Source organism: Anaerotruncus massiliensis (ex Togo et al. 2026) (assembly GCF_900199635.1).
GTDB classification, from domain to species: domain Bacteria; phylum Bacillota; class Clostridia; order Oscillospirales; family Ruminococcaceae; genus Anaerotruncus; species Anaerotruncus massiliensis.
Genome location: NZ_LT962687.1, coordinates 2126510 through 2147760, shown reverse-complemented (window position 1 = coordinate 2147760; position 21251 = coordinate 2126510). Strand labels below are relative to the sequence as shown.

At 62.8% G+C, this 21251-nt stretch carries 10 protein-coding genes; all 10 read left to right on the top strand.

All coding sequences use genetic code 11. The annotated features are described in order from the left end of the window. Positions 1 to 1464 precede the first annotated feature (1464 nt). The 10 genes from C1A13_RS15115 (at position 1465) to zwf (ending at position 21041) form a co-directional block, all read left to right on the top strand. Positions 1465 to 2001 (top strand): hypothetical protein, encoded by a 537-nt coding sequence (locus tag C1A13_RS15115; protein WP_242970859.1) that lies wholly within the window; start codon positions 1465 to 1467, stop codon positions 1999 to 2001. Between the two features lie 62 nt (positions 2002 to 2063). After that, positions 2064 to 12659 carry a hypothetical protein gene (locus C1A13_RS10520; RefSeq protein ID WP_146021716.1) on the top strand — a complete coding sequence of 3532 codons (10596 nt, stop codon included), beginning with the start codon at positions 2064 to 2066 and terminating at the stop codon, positions 12657 to 12659. 14 nt (positions 12660 to 12673) lie between these two features. After that, positions 12674 to 13207, top strand: coding sequence for a hypothetical protein (locus tag C1A13_RS10515; protein WP_101551778.1), 534 nt, complete (start codon positions 12674 to 12676; stop codon positions 13205 to 13207). Positions 13208 to 13308: 101 nt separating this feature from the next. Continuing rightward, positions 13309 to 13953, top strand: a complete 645-nt coding sequence (locus C1A13_RS10510) for a hypothetical protein (protein WP_101551776.1) — start codon at positions 13309 to 13311, stop codon at positions 13951 to 13953. Positions 13954 to 14153: 200 nt separating this feature from the next. Further along, the gene (locus C1A13_RS10505) at positions 14154 to 14702 is read left to right on the top strand and encodes a hypothetical protein (protein WP_101551774.1); all 549 of its coding nucleotides are present in this window, start codon (positions 14154 to 14156) and stop codon (positions 14700 to 14702) included. Between the two features lie 16 nt (positions 14703 to 14718). Continuing rightward, positions 14719 to 15204, top strand: coding sequence for a hypothetical protein (locus C1A13_RS10500; RefSeq protein ID WP_101551772.1), 486 nt, complete (start codon positions 14719 to 14721; stop codon positions 15202 to 15204). Positions 15205 to 15593: 389 nt separating this feature from the next. Next, a complete protein-coding gene (gene mgtE / locus C1A13_RS10495; protein WP_101551770.1) occupies positions 15594 to 16943 on the top strand; it encodes a magnesium transporter in 1350 nt (449 codons plus the stop codon). 273 nt (positions 16944 to 17216) lie between these two features. Further along, positions 17217 to 18257, top strand: coding sequence for a lactonase family protein (locus C1A13_RS10490; RefSeq protein ID WP_172439251.1), 1041 nt, complete (start codon positions 17217 to 17219; stop codon positions 18255 to 18257). Continuing rightward, entirely contained in the window at positions 18241 to 19656 is a 1416-nt protein-coding gene (gene gndA, locus C1A13_RS10485) for an NADP-dependent phosphogluconate dehydrogenase (protein WP_101551767.1), read from the top strand. Before C1A13_RS10490 ends, gndA begins: the two co-directional genes overlap by 17 nt. Then, positions 19653 to 21041 carry a glucose-6-phosphate dehydrogenase gene (zwf, locus tag C1A13_RS10480; protein ID WP_101551765.1) on the top strand — a complete coding sequence of 463 codons (1389 nt, stop codon included), beginning with the start codon at positions 19653 to 19655 and terminating at the stop codon, positions 21039 to 21041. Before gndA ends, zwf begins: the two co-directional genes overlap by 4 nt. The last annotated feature ends 210 nt before the right edge of the window (positions 21042 to 21251 follow it).

Sequence of the window (21251 nt, the reverse complement as noted above, 5' to 3'; positions counted from 1 at the left end):
GTGGCTCCTGTGACGCCGGCAGGCCCGGTTGGACCTGTCACAGAAACGCCTGCCGCGCCCGTGGGCCCCGTGGGGCCGGGACCGCCCGCAGGCCCCGCCGCGCCCGTGTTTCCGGTGGGTCCCTGCGGACCTGCCGGTCCGGTTGTACCCGCAGGTCCCGTGACGCCCTGCGCGCCGATGGGCCCCTGCGCGCCGACGGGTCCCTGCGGACCAGCTGGTCCGGTGGCGCCGGCGGGTCCCGCCGGCCCGGTCGCTCCGGTGTTCCCCTGTGGGCCGGCCACTCCCGTGTTCCCGGTGGGCCCGGTGGGCCCGGTCAAGCCGGGAAGCCCCATGGGCCCCATCGGGCCCGTGGGCCCTTGAAGCCCTGGCTGGCCTGCGGGCCCCGTGGCGCCGGTGGGCCCCGCCGGCCCGGTCGTCCCGGTGTTCCCCTGCGGGCCGGCCACTCCCGTGTTCCCGGTGGGCCCGGTGGGCCCGGTCAAGCCGGGAAGCCCCATGGGCCCCATCGGACCCGTGGGTCCCTGCATGCCCGGCTGCCCCACAGGCCCGGCGGGTCCGGTATTTCCCCGTGGTCCCGTGGGTCCGGCTGGCCCCATGGGTCCCGCGGGACCGGCTGGCCCCGTGGGACCGCAGCAGCAGGAGGGCCGGCCGCAGCGGGGACGGCGACATTCGTTTGAACGTTCGGTTGTCATATGCGTTCATCCTTTTCAGGGAAAAATCCCAATATTCTCTCTCCATTTTATTCAGGGAGGGGGGATGCCGTTCTGGCCTCCGCCCGGTCAAAAATGCCGAATGGATTTCGGTGGATTCCATTCGCTTTTAACCGCGTTCGGGCTCCCCCGGAAAAAGTAAAAACCCCCAAAAGGGACCAATTGTTTTGCGGCTGTCCATTTTGCTCTCCGGATTCGGTTTTGCGCCCGTTTTTTCACTCGTTCCCGGCGACCCGCGGCGGCGCTGTGACTGGAGGCGGGTCCGCGGATACCGCCCGCGGACGGTTTTGCGGGCCTCGGGGATATCCTTTTCAGGGATTAAATCCCATTTGATTTTATACGAATTTCAGGGAAACGGGTGCGTAATCAAGGGCGGAATCCCGCAAAAAAGGCCGCGCAAAAACTTTTTGGGTTTTCGCGCGGCCTTTTGGTCACAAATTTTAAAGATTCTAAATTGGAAAATGAAAAATAAATTACAAAGCGCATTTGGGCATTTTGTTCTTCTTGGGGACAGTTGGAAAAATTCTCAAAAAGTACACTTTTTGTGACCCAATTAGTCAAGAAATTTTAAGATTTTATGAACAATTTCTATTGTAATCTGGAGCTTTGTGTGCTATACTTTTAACAGTATTTTCCTATATATACTAATATTATTCAGAACTAAAAATATTTTACTGGGAATTCCACCTATTTCATATCGTGTACCTTTTGTGACATCTTTGGGACTTATAAGCGGTAACGAACGGAGGGCGGGCGGATGAAAGCCGCGATCAGACAGTATTCCGGCAACATCCCGGTGACGATCGTTAACGTCAATACGATTTCAGAGTGTGTGGTTCGCCGCCGTTCGGGCGGCGGAGGCCTTACGGAGGCCGTTCCCCTGAGAATCGTTCAGGGTGAATTGCATAACGGTTGTTTTGCGGAAAAGATTCCGTTTACCGGGTTCCACGACCTGGTCATGAAATTGGACGTCCTGCTGGACCATTTGGCATTCCCCCAGCGGGACACCGCGCTCAGATCCTTTGGGAAGAATGGAATCAGGCGCTACCATCAGATGAAAGAGGACCTGCTCCCCCGGCTGGAACAGCCATGGAACGAACGGGTGATGCAGGAAGGCTGGGGCAGTTGCGCGACCTTTTCGGTGCATGTGTACGCACGGCAGAACAGCAGCTGGCAGGGAACGGTCCGCTGGCTGGAGGCGAAGGAGGAACGGAAGTTCCGAAGCGTGCTGGAGCTCAGCTACCTTTTGGAGAGCGCGCTGGATTTGGAACCTGAGAATCAAACGTCTGTTTAAAATATGGAATCGTTAAGGCATGGAGGGAATCAGGAATGAAGTCGCAGGGATGGGAAAAGAGAATGGGTTGGAGAAAGCATACGGCGCTGCTTTTGGCGGTGCTGATGCTGATGAGTACGATCCCGGTCTTTACATACGCGGAGGATATCGTCGGGGGAGCTTCTGAAGAGGGGAGCGCGCCGGCGAGCGAAGCCGCGCCCGCGGAGGAGAGCAAACCGGATGGGGAACAGCCTCCTGAGAGCGGGTCCGCAAGCGGCGAAAGCCCGTCCGAGGAGCGCCGCCACAACGAGGACGACAAGGGGAGCACGGACGAATACAGCCTGACGGCGACGCAGGAGGAGGTCTTCACGGAGGACGGCCTCGCGGTGGAGATCACGGCGGTGTCGACCTTCCCCTTCACGCGGAACTTACATATCGAGGCGAAGGACGGCGGAAAGGCCGAGGGCGCCACGGAGGGCGCGGAGAAGGTCACGGGGGATCCGGAGGCGGCTTCGTCCGAGGCTTCCGGCCCGGAGGAGAACGGTTCGGAAGCTTCGAGCGTCCCGGAGGAATCCACAAGCTCGGAAGCGGCAAGCTCGGAAGCGAGCAGCGTTCCGGAAGTGAGCAGCGCTCCGGAAGAGAGTGCATCGAGCGAAGAGAGCAAACCGGAGGAGACGCCGGAGAGCGGAAAACCGGAGGAGAACGGCAAACCCGGCGGGGCGGAGGACTCGTCGAATCCCATCAGTGAACTTGCAGAGGCTGCGGCAAGCGCGCGGATCAATCTGGTGCGGGTGCTGTCGGCGGAGATCACGGCGGAGGAGATCGTGCCGTTGCCGGAGAGCGGCGTGTCGGAGCCGAAACCGGAGAGCAGCACAGCGGAGTCAAAACAGGAGAGCAAGCCGGAGGACCCGACGGCGGATACGAGCACCGGGGAGGAGAAGGCCCCGGCCCCGGATGGGAGCAGTTCGGAGAATCCCGCGCCGGGCGGGGAGAGCGAGGCCGCGTCCTCTTCCGGGACGGGCCCGGAGGATACCGGTTCTGAAAATGCGGGTTCCGATGTGAACTCAGATGATTCCGGTTCGGAGGCCGCGAGCTCTGATTCGTCGAGCACGGACGAGACGATGAGCGAGGGCAGGGTGACGGTGAACGGGGAAGGGGAGCCGTTCCGGTTCCAGCGGAAGTTCACGGTGACGAAGAACGGGACGTATGTTATCCGGATCTATGACAGCGAGGGGCCGCTGGAGGAGCGCTCCTTCTACACGGAAGTGGAAGTGACCTCGCTGGGAGAGCTGACGGCGGAGATCGCGCCGGGAAGCAATGGACAGTACGAGGTGGCGATGGCGTCGACCTATCCGGGGACGGAGCGGTTCACGGTGGAGTTCGTGCCGGCGGTGCGGGCAATGGCCCGGTCGCGGAGCGCGGAGCCCGCGGAGGGGGAAGCGGTGGAGCTGCCCGTGGAGGATGTGACGGTCAAGAGCGGCGAAGAAGACGGCCACGAAGAAAACGCCCCGTCGGAGGTGACGGAGGCGAGCACCGCCGTGCCCGCGAGTGCGGACGGGGTGTACACCGTCAAGGCGTTCCGCGGCGAAAACCTGCTGACCACGATGTCCCTGGACGCGCCTGAACCGCTTGCGATCACGGGGACGCTGGCGGAAGCTTACTGGAACCCCAACGCATCCAGCACCACTGTGGATGGGGTGGAAGTTCCCGGCGGTAACGATACGACCGGAGACGGCTCCAAGGATAAGCCTGTCCAGACGCTCACAAAAGCGATCGAGCTTATACAGGACAACGGTATCATCCACAATATGGCACAGTGGACAATTGGAACGGGTGAGGCGTCGTCCTTCTCGTTCAATGGGAAAAATGCAACGATCAAGCGTTTCGGGCATACGAACCCAATCTTTGGCATCGGACCGGATAAGGTAGTCCAATTTACCAACCTGAAACTCGACGGTGCCGGCGAAATGATTCGCGTTACCAGCAGCGGCCAGCTCATCTTTGGCGCCGACGTGGAGATGCTCAACGATGCCGCCATCCGTTTCGAAAAAGGTTCCACCAAGCTGCTCCAGCTCAGTGGGAAACCAAACGACGGTGCGCTCTATCGCCTCAGCGTTTCCGACGAGCACGTGAGCGGCACGAATCCTTTTGATGTGGTCCAGGTGACCGCTTCCTCCCTCACAGCCGCGGATGCGGCAACCTGCTTTGAAATCTCGATCGATAACAATACCGGATGGGGCCTGCGCGCGCGGGGCACCACAAAATACATCGAAGCATATAAGCTGGCGGACTATGCGGATAAAGCCGTCTACCTCTCGGCGGACGGCTCAGACAGCAACGACGGAGACCTTTCTTCCCGTCCGGTAAAGACCTTCGCAAGGGCAAGCCAGCTGATTAGGGACACCCAGCTCAAGGAAATCCGTATCACCGGAACCAAGCCGATCCCGGTTACTACAGCTGCAACCTGGTCCTTCCCGACGTCCTCCGGTTATCCGGAAGGCGTGGTCGTAACGCGCGATTCCCTGACCGGAGACATGATCAGCGTATCGAGTACCGGAAGCCTGACACTTCAGGACATCATTCTGGACGGCGCGTCTGTGAGCAATAACATCGTTCTTGTTGAAGGCGGTTCCGTGACCATCCATGGAGGCACCACGTTCCGCAAGTGGGGCTCTTCATCCTGCTATGCTGTCAAAGCGAGCGGGGCCGGTTCCACATTGTCGATGGACGGCGGCGAAATTGCCGGCGGCATGTATACGGATGGCCTATATGTCAGCGGCGAGGGCACCACGTTTACCATGTCCGGGAACGCGTCGATAAGCGGATGCAAATGGGGGGTATACATCACGACCAACGCAGCGTTTGTGATGGAAGGAGGGTCCCTCACCACAGCCTCCTCAACCAGTGCAAACGGCGTTTATGTCAGTGGATCGTACTCCACCGCGACTTTTAAGGCAATTGGCGGTACGATTACTTCCACGTCAGGGAATGCGGTGAACGTAGCGGGAACGGGATTTCAATTTGACCCGACAAAAGCCGTGATCAACGGAAAAATTTATCTGGGCGATAACGGCGCGGTTGTAAACCTTCTGGCAAAGCCGGCCGCCGGGAAGGTGTACAACCTTCAGCCGGGCAGCAATTACAGTGGAGTACCATACTTTGGCTCTGGAAGTGTTGTCGTCGTACCGGCGGGAGACCTCTCCAGCGTGGCAGACTGCGCGTCGAATTTTGTGGACGCGGAAGGAAAATATTCGATCGGTCCGTCGGGCAACAACCTGATTCTGGTCGGCTCGGGCGTCTACGTGGATGGCTCGTCCGGCGACGACAGCCGGGACGGCCTGACCCCCGCCACAGCGGTAAGGACGTTGGGCGCGGCGGCGCAGAAGGTAACCGGCCTTGGCAGCGACGACGACAAGATCGTCTACGTCTGCAGCACGGTGAAGGTCCTCACCGACGAAGGGACGGTCGACTTCGGCGGCGCGACGCTCCAGAGGCTGATGATGAATGACTTGGAGATCGGTCCCCTGGTGGAAGGGCAGGCGGGGAGCATTACGCTCCAAAACGTAACGTTTGACGGCCTGTACGGCTCCGCAAAAAATACCGGAAGCCAGACGGGGCTGCTCACGATGTCCGGCGGGTCGGTGACCTTGGGAACCGGGGTCACGCTGCAAAACCACGACACGAAAACCGGCCCTGCCGTGGTGGTATCGGGCGGGAGCCTGACCATGGCAAGCGGCAGCAAACTGACAAACAACATCCTTAATAAGGAGTCCTCTTCTGGTGGATGCGCTCTCTGGGTGCAGGACGGGACTTTTACGCTGCAGTCAAGCGCTTCGATTACCAACAATAAGGCAATTATCGGAATCGGTAGTACGAACGGACAGCAGACGGTCTACGTCTCCGGCGGCGTCTGCAATCTCTCCGGCGGCAACATTTCCGGCAATTCAGCCCTGTTTTTTGGTGCGATCCGCCAGAGCGGCGGCACCATCAACATGACGGGCGGCAGCATCTACAGCAACACGGCATCAGAAGAAGAATTAAACAAGAGGGATACCGGCGGCGTCAGTGTGGAAGGAACCGGGGTCTTCAACATGTCGGGCGGCAGCATCTACAGCAACAAGGCCACGAGTGTCGGCGGCGTGTACGTCTACGGCGACGCGACAACAGCCGGGACCTTTGCCATGAGCGGTTCGGCCAGCATTGGAACCAACACGGCGACCGCCGGCACGGCCGGATTGCTGGTCAGCGGTACCCTGAAGATGGCAGGAAGTCCGTCTGTTTCGTCGGGCGTTTCGCTACAGAATACGGAGCGGCCGATCGTCCTTACAGGCGCTCTGACCGGTACCAATAAATATACCCTTGCCCTCCCCGACACATTTGTCGGCAAGACGGTGGTGCAGGGCCTGGCGGGAACAGCCGACGCGGCAAGTTACCTGTCGCTCTTCCCGCTCAGCACCGCCAGCAAGCAAAGCCTGACGCTGCGCGGGGAATCTCCCAATATTGTCGCCGGGGGGCTGAACATCTATCTGGCGGGAGACGGCGACGACACCGCGGACGGCGAAAGCGTAGACACGGCGGTCAAGTCCCTGAGCCGTGCCTTGACACTGCTGAAGTCCAAGCAGTCCGGCGCAAAAATTCTTTTCTGCCGGGCGCCGGTGGAGATCAGCTCGGGATCGCAGTCCTGGTCGACGACCGCTGTAACGAATAACGACGGCGCGACATGGACGCCGGTCCTGCAGCGTGCGCAGGGCTATACGCAGCCCTTCTTCAAGGTGACCGGCGGCACCCTTACTTTGGGAAATATTACACTCGACGGAAATGCCAGCGCGTTCACCAGCTCGACGGATTCCATTGTTTACATAAAGAGCGGGACCATGAACCTCAACAGCGGCGCCGTCGTCACCAACAACAATGGGTGCGGCGTGGGGGTCCCCAAGCAATATGAAGATGGGACAGGGACCCTCAATATCTCCGGGGGCACCATCTCCAACAACAAAGAATTTGGTGTTGTGGTTTACGGCGATTCCGCCAAATGTGTCATGACAAGCGGGACCCTCGATGGAAATGCCGGAGGGGTACAGGTCAGGAGCGGAACCTTCACGATGAGCGGCGGCGTCATCCAGAATTCAAAGGGTACGGGTTATTCTGATGCGGCGGTTTCCCTTAGTTATAAATCAACGTTCAATATGAGCGGTTCGGCCAAAATCACAAACAATTCCGCTTATTCGTCGACGAACGGCAGCGTGATCGTTTCCAGCGGGACCTTCAACATGAGCGGCGGCCAGATTTCGGCCAATAAGAGCGGACGCGGCGTTTCCGTCAGCGGCGGGACTTTTCAGATGAGCGGTGACGCGAAGGTCGGCGGGGACAGCTTCACGGATGCGAACCCCGCCGGCGGGGTTTACGCAAGCGGCGGCACCGTCGAAATCACCGGCGGCCAGATTTCTTATAACTACGGTCCCGGCATCCAGGCATACAACACAACGACATCCTCCGAGGACACCAGCGCGTTAAAAATCACGCTGGGAGACGGCACGAAGATTTACGGGAACCGGGCTACCCAGGGGGCAGGCGTCTATCTTCAGACGTCCGCCTCCACGGGGATCGACTCTTTTAAGGTAAGCGGCGCCGCTGAAATCTATAACAACAACGCAACCGGAAGCGCCAGCAGCAATGGCGGCGGCGGCATTTACCTGGGCAAAAATGCGAAATTCGATATGACCGGCGGCAAGATTTACGGCAACGAGACCGCGGCTTCGGGCGGAGGCATCTGCGTGGGCGACGCAACGGCGTCCCTCACCATCTCCGGCGGCACCATTTCGAATAACCACGCGAATGGAACCACGGCGACTTCGGGCGGCGGCGGCGTTTCCCTTGTAAAGGGTGCGGGAATCACGCTCAACGGCGGAACAATTTCCGGAAACGACGCGGCGCGCAGCGGCGGCGGCATCTACGCGGCCGCGGGGAGTTCCGGCGCCATCGGCAATATCCAGCTGAACGGTGGAACCATCTCGGGCAATACCGCGAAGGGCACCACGACCGCCTATGGCGGCGGCGGAATCTGCCTGAACGACTACACGAAGGCAGAGTTCAATGGCACGCGGATTACCGGAAACACTGCCCAATATGGCGGCGGCGTTTATCTGACCGGAAGCAATGCGGAGTTCGTCGCGGTGCGCGGCGCTGTTACTGACAATACCGTCAGTTCCGGCGGAAACGGCGCGGGGGTCTACGTCGCAAGCCCGGGCTTCGAGCTACAGGGCGGCGGAGCCGATATTTCGGGCGACATCTATCTGTCAGGAACCTCTTATCCGCTTCAGGTTTCACGCCTGATCTCCCAGACGTCCCGGCAGTATGAGGTCAGTCTGGCCGATTCGTTTAAGTCCGGGGGCGTCGTGGTCAAGCCGGACGGTTCGGAACTTTCAAGCGTAACGGCATATCTGAAGAATTTCTACACATCCAAATCCGGTTCCATCCTCGGCGAGGATGGAAAGAACATCGTCCTGCAGAGCATTGTCTTCCTCGATGGAACCAAGACGGCGTCCGGGGACGGCAGCACGCCCGACAAGGCGTTCAATAACTTTGCGGCCGCTTCGGCTGCCCTGACTTCCGGCAGCACGGCGATCTACATCTCCGGCCCCGTGACCGTCAGCGGCACGGAGAGCTGGACCCTGCCCACCGGCAAGTCCCTGCGCCGTTACTCCGGGTTCTCGGTCGCGGGCAAGGACGAATTCGATCCCTATTACGGGGATATGGTCGTCGTGCCCACCGGCGCAACGCTGAACCTCGGCACGATCACGATCGAAGGCCGCCACAGTCAGGACATCGACTTTACGGCGACGGGCTCGATCATCCGGTTGAACGGCGGCACGGTGAATATGAATGCCGGCACGACGCTGCAAAACAACAGCACCTCCGGAAACGGCGGCGCGGTGCGCATCGACAGCGGCGCCTTCAACCTGAACGCGGGCACCATAGCCAATACGGCCGCGAAGCAGGGCGGCGCGGTTTACCAAAACGGGACCTTCAACGTGAAATCTGCGGCGACCGTCTCGGGAGAGGTCTATCTCGGCACGGGCAAGACCGTCGGCGTCGCCGGCAGCGCGGGGACCGCGCTCAGCCTCGACATGGACGACGCGGCGGCGGCGCGCGCGGTCGTGACCTACACCACCGCGCCCACCAGCTTGAATCTCAATACCGAGCTGGCGAAATACACCCTTTCGGACGACGTCGCGCCGCTCTATAAGCTCGCCCGCAGAAGTACGGATACCAAGGTCTTCGAACTCCAGGAGAAGGGCGGCATCTACGTCGACGGAACCCGCAGCGCCGCGAGCGGCGACGGTACGGAACCCTCCAAGGCGGTCAAGACGTTGGGCGAGGCATACCAGAAGCTGGCGGGCACAGGCGGCGGAACCATCTACGTGGTGAACCCGGTTACAGTCAGCGGCACGATCACGCTCGGCCGGAGCTACACCGAGAGCAGCACGACCTATAACGCGGGCGGCCCGGTGACGATCAAACGGTACTCCAAACCGGCCGCCTTCACGACGGGAAGCAATACGGGTACCCTCATCAACGTCACGGGCGGTACGCTGACGCTCGCCGAGGGCCTCACGGTCGACGGCCACAGCGCCGCGGTCACGCAGGGCAAGGAGACCGTCCAGGCCCCGGCCGTGACGGCGGCGGCCCCGCTGATCTCGATCAGCGGCGGAACCGTGTCCGTCCAGAGCGGCGCGGTGCTCAAGGATAACAACAACGCCTCCGGAAACGGCGGCGCGGTGGCGACGAGCGGCACGGGAATTCTGACGATGACCGGCGGCACGATCGCGAACATGAAGGCGCCGCAGGGCGCGGCAATCCACCACAGCGGCTCGGCGCTCAATCTCAGCGGCGGCCCGTCGATCGCGGGAGAGGTCTACCTGAACGGCACGGGCAAGGTCATCAGCGTGCCGGGCAATACGATTGGGAACACCGCGCTGACGATCGGCATCGACAGCGCGAGCGCCAAGGAAAACCGTGCCGTGGTGGCCTACTCCTCAACGCCGACGGCGGCGGTGGAAACGCCGAAATACACCCTCAGCGAGGCGGTGACGGCGGCCTTCTACCTGAACGCGAGCGGCAATAACCTGGTGCTCGCGGCCAAGGGCGCGGTCTATCTCGACGGGGTCAACGGCCTTGATACGCGGACGGGCGTAAGCCCGGCGCAGGCGGTCAAGACGCTGGGCAAGGCCTATGAGAAGATGAAATCCAATAACGCGAACACCCTCTATATCGTCAATACCGTGACGGTCGACTCGTCTGTCGAGCTCAGCGGCAGGTACTGCTATGTCGGCGGCGCGACCTATGACGCGGGAGCTCCGGTGACCATCCGGCGCTACTCCAAGCCCACCAATCCGCCGACAGGTTTTGAGGCGCTGAAAAATGGCGTGTCACTCTTCTCGATCGTGGACGGCGGCACCCTGACGCTCGAAAACATCACGATCGACGGCCACCGCTACGCGATCACTTCGGGCAAAACTTCCGTGATCGCACCCGGGATTAAGGCACATGAACTCATCAACATTTCAGCGGGCGGGACCCTCATGATGAATGAGGGCGCGGTACTCCAAAATAACAGCACCGACGGCGCAGGCGGAGGAGTATACAACTACGGCGCCGGAACAGTGGTGATGAACGCCGGAAGCCTCGTAACCAAGTGTACGGCGGATCTCAACGGCGGCGGCGTCTTTGTCAACGGCGGTACCTGCACCATTACAAACGCGGAGGTTTCAAACTGTGAGGCGGGGCTGAACGGCACATATAACGGCGGCGGAGTCTATGTCAGTGGAACGCTTGCGATGACCGGCTCGACGCTGTCCGAAAACACCGCGCCGAACGGTGCGGGCCTGTATCTGTCCTCGGGCAAGCACGAGATCAGCAATACCGTTTTCTCCAACAACACAGCCTCGGGAAACGGCGGCGGCGTGTATATGCAAAACTTTTCCCAAACGACCACGCTGAACCGCTGCACCTATGAGAACAACACAGCGACGCTCGGCGGGGGGATCTACGCGCTTATCGGCTTCGAAATGAACGGCGGGTCCTTCTCGGGCAACAGCGGAGGCGGCGGTGGCGGAATCTGTATGACCTCCACGTCGACCCGCTCCCTGACGTTGAACGGCTCGTCCGACCTGAGCTTCGGGGAGGGCCAGGAGATTTTCCTGGGCGGCAAAACACAGATCAATGTCACGGCGAACCTGCCCTCCGGCGCGAGCATCCCCGTGGCCCTGGATGGGGGAGACTGCTATCTCGGCCGCCCGATTGTCGTCTTTGATTCAAGCGTGACGAACGACGCGACCGACCAGCTTGGCAAATTCTCGTTGGCGCACGCCGAGTACCACACATTCGCGTTCGTCATTCGGGCCTCGGACAAAAAGGTCATTGAGCTCGGCTATCCGCGCTCGATCACAGCCCAGCCCGAAGACGCCTTCGTGAAGCTGGGAACCCCGGCGTCCTTCACAATCACGACGGCGGGCGACACCCCGACGGGCTACCGCATCTTCAATAAGACGAAGAACGCCTATGTGGCCGGTGCGATCCTGGCGTTACCCGCCGCCGGCGACCCCAATACCGTGACGGTTTCCTTCACGCCGACGCTTGCCGACGGCGCGGGCGAATACCAGGTCGAGGCGGTGTATGGGACCGGCGACTCCGCGGAAACCCTGCTCAGCGACCCGGCGGTGCTCTCCCTCTGGGAGCTCGCCTACAGCGCCGGAAACGACGCGCTGACCACTTCGGTCGAGTTGGCGTCGATGGTTCCCAACGACGCGGCGACCTTCACGGTGCGCAGTGGTTATAACAAGGCCATGAAGCTGGGGGTGGGAAGCTACCAGTATACCCCGGACGATGGATTTACTATCGACTGGGGAACCACCAATTATGTCAATCCCCAGATATATCGGACCACCTGGGGCAGCGAAGACGCCATGAAGAACATTGCGTTTATGCGGCATGACGGTACCCAATACATGAGCGTCAGTCCGGGCGATACACAAATGTCGGTCGACGTGGCGGCCAATGAGGCACATCCTTTCAAAATAGAGGTATATAACGCCAATGCGATCGCGGAGCGACACACCGGCACACTGGGCATGAACCTGTCGCTGCTGGACGGCGGCACGGAGACGAAAAAAGCCGAAAGCTCCGCCGAGGTCAAATTCCTGATGCAGCCCGCGGCGATCAACGCGACCCTGCCGCTCACCGTCCAGTCCTACGGCTACGGCGCGGACGGTTCGGTGGCGGTCCCGACGAACTACGGCATCCAGAACGGCTCCAACTTCCCGATCAAGGTGACGGGGCTCTCGGCGGAGGCCGCTTCGGGCTTCCGGCTCATGGACCCCTCCTCCTTCGTGGACGGCGCGGACAGGACCTACCTCGTCAACAAGAACCAGATGTCCCACGGGCAGGCGACCCTGCGGCTGGCGGACCAGCAGATCACGACCGCTTCCGCGGGCGGAAGCTGGATGGCGGGCGCGGACTTCACCGGCTGGGCGATCGCGGGCGCGGCGTCCGAGGGGGCGTGGGTCTCCTACCCGATCGCGATCGAGAGCTACATCGCCAAGGGCGAGGACAGCACGACCGGGAAGCAGCTCGCCCAGGTGACCTATACGGTGGGCATTTCGCCCGAGAGCGTGAGCTGAGGAGGTGATGTGAAATGAACGAGACCGAAAGCGCCCCGCGGAAAAAGCGGGGACGCGCATGGCTTGCCGCGGGAATCGCGGTTGTTCTGGTCGCGGCAGCGGCTGCGGGATTTTTCTGGTGGCGCAGCAGCCACCGGCAGGACAGCTTCTTTGACGTGAGCGCGCTGACCGGCGCGCTGCCGGGAAAGAGCGAGGAGGAGGTCATCGCCGAGCTCAACCGGGTGGTGGACGAAGGCATGTTCAACATCGCGATCAATTCCTACATCACCTTCCCGGACGCAAAGGGCGAGGGCGTCGCGAACATCGAGAATGTCCCGGGAAACCGCTACAACATGACGGTGTCAATCGTTTTGGACGACACCGGGGAAACCGTTTACCAATCCAAGGGCATCAAGCCGGGCCAATACATACAGAAAATCAGGCTCGACGAGGAGCTGCCCGAGGGTTTCTATTACGCAACCGCGGTATTTACCGCCTACGCTCAGGATGAGGCGCACACCCGCGTCGGCCAGGCGGCCGCAAAGATCCAACTGGAAGTGGGAGGCTGAGGCGGCCGCGTATCGGCAGAAGGGGGAATGCGAGCGAAACGGTCATTCATCAAACGTCATTATAAAACCCATATCATATCAACATCAGGAGGTCAAAAATCATGAAAAAAATGTTAGCAGTTCTTCTCGCGGTATCCATCGTTCTGACCCTGAGCATCACCGCTTTCGCTGCCGGCGAAACCAGCGTGGCGGACCCCACGCAGATTAGCCCGGATGCGGACGGTAAGTACAGCGCGGACACCTCGTTCAACCTCACGGTCGATAAAGACGCGACCAACCCCGATCTGAACTCCCAGATCAACGTCTCGATTCCGCTCTCCGTCGCCATGTACGGCTACGGCGCCGACGGTTCCGCCGCAGAGCCGACCGAGTACCGCATCGAGAATAAGGGCAAGATCGCCGTCAAGGTGACGAACATCACATCCGCGGGCCAGAACGGCTGGACGCTGAAGGCCCCGACCTCGATCGGCAGCCCGACCCTGACCGCCGGCAAGCTGAACATTGCGGACTACAAGCCCGGCGACAACAACCTGACCGCGAAACAGTTAGTCCTCTATATCAACGGCGTGAGCGTCCACGAGGAGATCACCGCCCCGGCCGCCGCCGACTGGACTGTCAACGCCCCGGCGGAAGGCGTTACCGACCCGGTCAAGAAGATGCTCCCGCTCGAGTGCTTCGTCGCGAAGGGCGATTCCACTGCCAACGCGCTGGCCGTCAAGGTCACCTACACGATCGCCGCCGCGTAATCGGATTCATATCCTGTTTGCACTTAACCTGAGACATTTCTCCGGGAACCCCGCGCGGAAGCCTTCCGCGCGGGGCCCGGGGCCCCTTTTACAAGAATACCCACCGAAGCCCGCGGGGTTTCCCCGCGCCCCAAATTTAGAATACACGCGCCCGCAGGGGCGGTTGCGATAGAAAAAACAGAGGATAGGCGGTCGAAGGTATGGAAGAGCAAAAGACGCCCGAGAGGGCCGAAGCCCGGACGGACGGCGGCAAAAAGCTGCTGCTGGCGGCCTGCGTGCTGCTGGCGGCGGCGCTGGTCGTCCTGCTGGTCATCCTGCTGCGGACCCCGAAGGCGGGGCCGTCCGGCATGGTGCGGGATACGGCCGCGCTGGCCGGGCAACTGGAAAACAAGACGGAGGAAGAGATCATCGCCGAGCTCAACCGGGTGGTGGACGAGGGGATGTTCAACATTTCGATCAACACCACGCCCACCTTTACGAACGGGAAGGCGGAAGGACCGCTCCAGATCGAAAACGTGCCGGGCAACCAGTACCTCATGCAGGTGCAGATCACGCTGGACGACACGGGCGAGCTGATTTACCAGACGGGGCTCATCGAGCCCAACCACCACATCCAGTCGGCAAAGCTCGACGTGGAACTGGAAAAGGGCGAATATCTCGCGACCGCGGTCTTCAACGCCTACGCACTCGAAACGGAGGAGTACGTCGGTTCGGCGGGCGCCAAAATGACCATCACGGTTTTAAACTGACAGGGGAGGGACCAGAATGAAACGAATGATCAGGCTGCTTGCGGGGTGTCTCCTGAGCCTCTGCCTGCTGCTTCCCGGCGTGACGGCGCTGGCCGCGCCGGACGATACGGGAGAGGTGATCGATCCGTCCCTTCCGGCGGCCGCCGGCCGGGCGGGCACTCCGGAGGAGGAGACCGGCAGCCCCTCGGGCACCGAGGTGGGGGACCCGGGCGATTTCACGCTCGGCGAGGACGGCAGGCTCCAGGCCTCGACCGCCTTTTTCCTCACGATTGAAAAGGCGCCCTCGGGCGGCGGGAGCTCGGGCGGCGGTTCGGGCGATTCCGGCGGCATCCTGCGCCCTCTCGTCCCGCTCGACGTGAAGATCATCGAGGAGATCCCCATCCCGGTCTCGCCGATCCCCGACACGGGCGACGGCTCCCTGCCGCCCGCGCTGCTCTTTGCGCTGCTCGCGTCGTCGGGCGCGGCCGCCGCGCTCTGCGCGCGGCGGAAACAGGACCCGTAACCATGCGTTTCCCTGCCGGTTCCGCTTTCTCCGGAAAGCGGGGCCGGCTTTTTCTTGGATCTTTCAATAATGCAAATAAAACGGTGAAAACCGGTTGAAACGGGCGTGAAAAAGTGCTATTCTCGTATTAGGGGATTTTTGCAGAAAAAATCGCCGAATTGAGCAAAAAAGGAGGAAAAATCAGTGGATAACTGCGGCCGAAGTACCAAAATAGACAGCGACGTTCCGTTGCGGGCCGGGAAAACCGCGTTTCCGCCTGATTTTTCCCGCAGATAGCATCCCGCAGGAATATCGCCGTACGGGGGCGCCGGGTTTGGCCGGGGTCCCCGTGCGGTTTTGTCTGTTTGGGGCTTCCTCGCTGTAACGAAAGCAGACAGGAGGATGAACCAATGGAAATGGAATACGATTTCGACCTGCTCATGGGGTACCTTGAAAACCGCGATTACCGCAGCCTGCGCGCCGCGCTCGCCGAGGAAAACGAGGTGGACATCGCCGACTTCATCGAGCGGCTTCCGCAGGAAAAGGCGACCCTCGCCTTCCGCACGCTGCCCAAGGAGCTGGCGGCGGAGGTCTTTTCCAACCTGCCGCCCGAGACCCAGCAGGTGATCGTCGGGTCGATCACCGACAAGGAGCTCTCCGCCATCGTGGAGGACCTCTTCGTGGACGACGCGGTCGACATGCTCGAGGAGCTGCCCGCCAGCGTTGTGAAGCGGGTGCTCAAAAGCGCGGCGCCCGAGACCCGCAGCCTCATCAACCAGTTCCTCAACTATCCCGAGAACTCGGTCGGCAGCATCATGACGGCGGAGTTCATCGACCTGCGCAAGTCGATGACCGTGCAGGACGCGATCAAGCGCATCCGGCGCACCGGCGAGGACAGCGAGCTGATCTACACCTGCTACGTGATCGACGACCGGCGTCTGCTCGAAGGGGTCGTGACCGTCAAGGACCTGCTGCTCGCCCAGGACGACGAGACGATCGGCGCGCTGATGGAGCCCGACGTGATCACCGCCGAGACGACCGAGGACCGGGAGGAGGCCGTCCAGCGGATGATGAAGTACGACTTCATCTCAATGCCGGTGGTCGACCGGGAAAACCGCCTGGTCGGCATCGTCACCGTCGACGACGTGATGGACGTCATGGAGGAGGAGGCCACCGAGGACTTCGAGAAGATGGCCGCCATCGTCCCCTCCGAGCGTCCCTACCTGCGCACCGGCGTCTTTACCCTCGCGAAAAACCGCATCGTCTGGCTGCTCGTGCTCATGGTTTCGGGCATGATCACCGGCGGCATCCTCGGGCGTTATGAGGCCGCCTTCGCCGCCATGCCGCTGCTCGTCACCTTCATCCCCATGCTCACCGACACGGGGGGCAACGCGGGCAGCCAGTCGAGCACGCTGGTCATCCGCGGCATGGCCGTCGGCGACATCGGGCCCGCCGACTTCTTCCAGGTGCTGTGGAAGGAGCTGCGGGTCAGCCTCGTCGTCGGCGCGGCGCTCTCCGCCGTCAACTTCGCGCGGCTGCTGATCACCCATCCCGGAAGCCCCGCCCTTGCGCTGACCGTCGCGCTCGCCCTTTTTGCCACCGTCGTCATGGCCAAGACGATCGGCGGCGTGCTCCCGATGGCCGCGCGGATGCTCAAAGCCGACCCCGCCATCATGGCCGCTCCCCTCATCACCACGATCGTGGACGCGTTCGCGCTCGTCATCTATTTTTCGGTGGCGCAGGCGCTGCTCGGCCTCTGACGGACCACGCGCGCCCCGGGACCGCCTTGGCGGTCCCGGGGCTTTTTCGCGGGCGTCTGCGGGAAAAGGGGTTGACATTTGAACTGTAAATGATATTATTACAGTTGGAGAATGGAATTTTCCGGATGTCCGCACGTGCTTCCCCTTGACAACCGGGGCGGCGCGGCATATGATAGAAAAGTAAACAGTATCAGTTATCGTTTTCGATTCCGCGGACGCGCATAAACCGGCGGGCCCCGCGGCATGCTTGTGACAGACGGAAAGGAGACGGGTATGGCAATTCTCACGGGATATCTCGGCACCTACGATTCGCCGCGCAGCCGCGGCGTTTTCCGCTTCTCCTTCGACGGGGAGACGGGCGCGCTCACCGCGCCCGAGCTCCTCCTTGAGGCGCCCGACGCCAAATACCTCGCGCTGCGGGACGGCCTGCTCGCCGCTCCGGTGCGGCGGGGCAGCCGCGCGGGGCTCTGCCTCGCCGACCTGCGCGTCTCCGGCGGGCCCTGCGTCGTCGAATACCTCTGCGAGATGACGCCCGGCTGTTATACCGCCTTTGACGGGGACCGGGTCTACGGCGCGAACTTCCACGAGGGGACGGTGACCGTCTACCGGCTGGAGGCGGACGCGCCGCTCTTTGAAAAGCGGATCGAGATCGCCCCGGGGGCCGGCTGCCACCAGGTGCTGGCGCGGGGGCGGTTCCTGCTTGTGCCCTGCATGAACCTCGACGAGATCCGCCTCTTCGACCGGGAGAGCCTGGCCCCCGCGGGGAGCGTCCCCTTCCCGAAGGGGAGCGGGCCGCGCCACGGGGTGTTCGACCGGGCGGGGGAGCGGCTTTTCGTGGCGGCGCAGGGGGACAATACGCTCTACAGCTTCGAGGCGGGACCGGAGGGGTTCGTCCCGGCCGGGGCCGAGCCGCTGCTGCCGCCCGGCGCGCGGGAGGGGAGCGAGGCGGCGGCCGTGCGGCTCTCGAACGACGAGCGGTTCCTCTACGTCTCGGTGCGGGGGGAAAACGTGATCGCCGTGCTCGAAGCCCGGGGGACGCGCACGCGGGTGATCCAGCGCGCGCCCTGCGGAGGCGACCACCCGCGCGACATCCTGCTCTCCCCCGACGGGCGGTTCCTGCTCGCGGCGAACCGGAACGCGGGCGGGCTTGTGTGCTTCGCGGTCGACCGGGAGACGGGGCTCATCGGAAAGGAATGCGCGCGCGTGGACGCGTGCGAAGGGGTGGCGGTTGTGCTCGACGCCCCGAATGAAGACGCTCAGGCCGCCCCGGGGGGCGGCGGGAAAGGATGGATGACGGATGCAGGCGCTTTTTGACATCGGAATGGTGGGGCTTTCGGTGATGGGCCGGAGCCTCGCGCTCAACATGGCGGACCACGGCTTCCGGGTGGCGGGCTACAACCGCAGCCGCGAGGTGACCGAACAGGTGATGCGGGAACACCCGCATGAGAACCTCTCCCCCTTCTACAGCCTCCAGGAGCTCGTGGCGGCCCTCAGACGGCCCCGCAGGGTCATGCTGATGATCCAGGCCGGTTCGCCGGTCGACGCGGTTATCGGGCAGCTGGAGCCGCTGCTCGAGGAGGGGGACATCCTCCTCGACGGGGGCAACTCCTTCTTCGAGGACACCCGGCGGCGGCAGGCCGCGCTCGAAAAGAAGGGGATCGTCTACTTCGGCGTGGGCGTCTCGGGCGGCGAGGAGGGCGCGCGGCACGGCCCCTCGATCATGCCGGGCGGCGACGAGCAGGCATACCCGCTCGTGCGCCCGGTGCTGGAGGCGGTGGCCGCGCGCGCGGCGGGAGAGCCCTGCTGCGCCTACATCGGCCCGGACGGCGCGGGGCACTACGTCAAGATGGTGCACAACGGCATCGAATACGCCGACATGCAGCTCATCGCGGAGAGCTACCTGCTGCTCAGGCATGTGGGGGGCTTTTCCAACCGGGAGCTGGCGGACGTCTTCGCACGCTGGAACGAGGGGGAGCTGCGCAGCTTCCTGGTCGGCATCACGGCGGGCGTTTTCCGCGAACGGGACGACCTGGCGGAGGGGGAGCTCATCGACCGGATCGTCGACAGCGCCGCCCAGAAGGGCACCGGCCGCTGGGCGAGCATCGAGGCGCTCAGGCAGGGGGTGGACCTCTCGATGATCACCGCCGCCTGCAACGCCCGCATCCTCTCCAACCGGCTGGAGGAGCGCGCCGCGGCCGCGAAGCTGCTGCCCGGTCCGGAGCCGGCGCGGGCGGGGGACCGGGAAGCCTTTGCCGAGCAGGTGCGCGAGGGGCTCTACGCCGCGAAGATCGCCGCCTACGCGCAGGGCTTCGCGCTGCTGCGCGACGCGTCCGGGCGGTACGGCTGGGACCTGAGGCTCGGGGAGATCGCGTCGATCTTCCGCGCCGGGTGCATCATCCAGGCCGCCTTCCTCGACGACATCACCGCCGCCTACCGGCGGGACCCGGGGCTCGAAAACCTCATGCTGGACGAATTCTTCCGCGCGCGGGTCGCCGATAACCAGCGGAGCCTGCGCGCCGCCGCAGGGGCGGGGATCGCCTCCGGGCTGCCGCTGCCCGCGATGACCGCCGCCGTCTCCTATCTCGACGCCTTCCGGGGTGCGCATGTCGGCGCGAACCTCATCCAGGCGCAGCGCGACTGGTTCGGCGCGCACACCTTCCTGCGCACCGACCGGGAAGGCAGCTTCCACCACGAATGGGGGAAGGGACTATGAAGGCGTTCACCATCTTCGGCGGCACCGGCGACCTCACCTTCCGCAAGCTGCTGCCCGCCCTCTACAACGCCGGCGAGTCCGGTGGGCCGGGCGCGGATTACCGCATCCTCATCATCGGGCGGCGGGACTACACCGACGAGGGCTACCGCGAGCTCGCGCGGGAATGGGTCCGCAAATACGCCCGCCTGCCCTATTCCGAGGAGGCGTTCGGCCGGTTCGCCGGACGCATCGGCTACTACCGGATGGACTTTTCCGACCCGGCGGCCTACGCCGGGCTGGAGGAATACTATGAGGCGGAGGGAGTCGACGGGCATATCTTCTACCTCGCGGTCGCGCCCCGCTTCTTCGGCGTGATCGCCGACGGGCTCGCCGCGGTGCGCGGCGCGCGCCGGGGCAAGGTCATTCTCGAAAAGCCGTTCGGCGAAAGCCTCGCGGCCGCCGGGGAGCTCAACCGCAGGCTGGAGGCCTTCTTCGACCCCGAAAACATCTACCGCATCGACCACTACCTCGGCAAGGAGATGGTCCGCAACATCCAGACCATCCGCTTTACCAACCCCATCTTCACCAACCTCTGGGACGCGCGGTTCATCGAATCGGTGCAGATTTCCGCCCTCGAGGAGGAGGGGGTCGGCACGCGCGGCGGTTATTACGACACGAGCGGCGCGCTCAAGGACATGGTGCAGAACCACCTGTTCCAGATCCTGTCGATCGTCGCCATGGAGCGGCCCGCGCAGTTCTCCGGCCCCGATATGCACGCCGAGCAGCTCAAGGTTCTGCGCGCCCTGCGTCTGCCCGAGGCGGGCGGGGTGCGCGACGCCCTGCTGCTCGGGCAGTACGCGGGCTACCGCGCGGAAAAGGCGGTCGCGCCCGATTCCTCCACCGAGACATACGCCGCGCTGCGCCTCTTCATCGACAACGACCGCTGGCGTGGCGCGCCCTTTTACATCCGCACCGGCAAAAAGCTCGGCCGGCGGGAGATGCAGGTCGCGGTCGTCTTCCGCCGCCCCTCCCCCGACGTGGCTCACGACGTGCTCCTCATCAAGATCCAGCCCACCGAGGGGGTCTACCTGCAGTTCAACATCAAGCGCCCCGGCGACACCGACGAGGTCGCGCAGGCGAAGATGGATTTCTGCCAGAGCTGCTCGCTCGAAAACCGCATCAATACCCCCGAGGCGTACGAGCGGCTGCTCGGCGCCTGCATCCGCGGCGAGCGGTCGTGGTTCTCCCAGTGGGACCAGATCGAAACGAGCTGGCGGTTCGTCGAACGCCTGCGGGAGCTCGGCCGTGCCGAGGGCCTGCCGGTCCTGCCCTACGAGCCCGGCTCGATGGGCCCGCCCGAGGCGGACGCGCTGCTCGCGCGGTTCGGGCACGGCTGGTTCCATTGAGCGGAAAGCCCGGTCTTGCAAATCGCGGGGGAGTCCTATATAATAGGCAGTACAATCGTTGAATGATAGTGAAACCAAAGAGAACGGGTATCCGACGGAGACATTATGGTAACGAGCGTCATGCTTGCCGACAGAAATCCATGCCCGGCCCCGCGTCCTGGTACAATTGAAAAGGATATTGTTGTCAAAGCGGCTCCAAACCAAAACCCG

What these genes read in the sequence shown, in the direction of transcription:
- C1A13_RS15115 (WP_242970859.1), top strand. Translation starts at nt 1,465, where the DNA reads ATGAAAGCCGCGATCAGACAGTATTCCGGCAACATCCCGGTGACGATC.
- C1A13_RS10520 (WP_146021716.1), top strand. Translation starts at nt 2,064, where the DNA reads ATGGGTTGGAGAAAGCATACGGCGCTGCTTTTGGCGGTGCTGATGCTG.
- C1A13_RS10515 (WP_101551778.1), top strand. Translation starts at nt 12,674, where the DNA reads ATGAACGAGACCGAAAGCGCCCCGCGGAAAAAGCGGGGACGCGCATGG.
- C1A13_RS10510 (WP_101551776.1), top strand. Translation starts at nt 13,309, where the DNA reads ATGAAAAAAATGTTAGCAGTTCTTCTCGCGGTATCCATCGTTCTGACC.
- C1A13_RS10505 (WP_101551774.1), top strand. Translation starts at nt 14,154, where the DNA reads ATGGAAGAGCAAAAGACGCCCGAGAGGGCCGAAGCCCGGACGGACGGC.
- C1A13_RS10500 (WP_101551772.1), top strand. Translation starts at nt 14,719, where the DNA reads ATGAAACGAATGATCAGGCTGCTTGCGGGGTGTCTCCTGAGCCTCTGC.
- mgtE (WP_101551770.1), top strand. Translation starts at nt 15,594, where the DNA reads ATGGAAATGGAATACGATTTCGACCTGCTCATGGGGTACCTTGAAAAC.
- C1A13_RS10490 (WP_172439251.1), top strand. Translation starts at nt 17,217, where the DNA reads ATGGCAATTCTCACGGGATATCTCGGCACCTACGATTCGCCGCGCAGC.
- gndA (WP_101551767.1), top strand. Translation starts at nt 18,241, where the DNA reads ATGCAGGCGCTTTTTGACATCGGAATGGTGGGGCTTTCGGTGATGGGC.
- zwf (WP_101551765.1), top strand. Translation starts at nt 19,653, where the DNA reads ATGAAGGCGTTCACCATCTTCGGCGGCACCGGCGACCTCACCTTCCGC.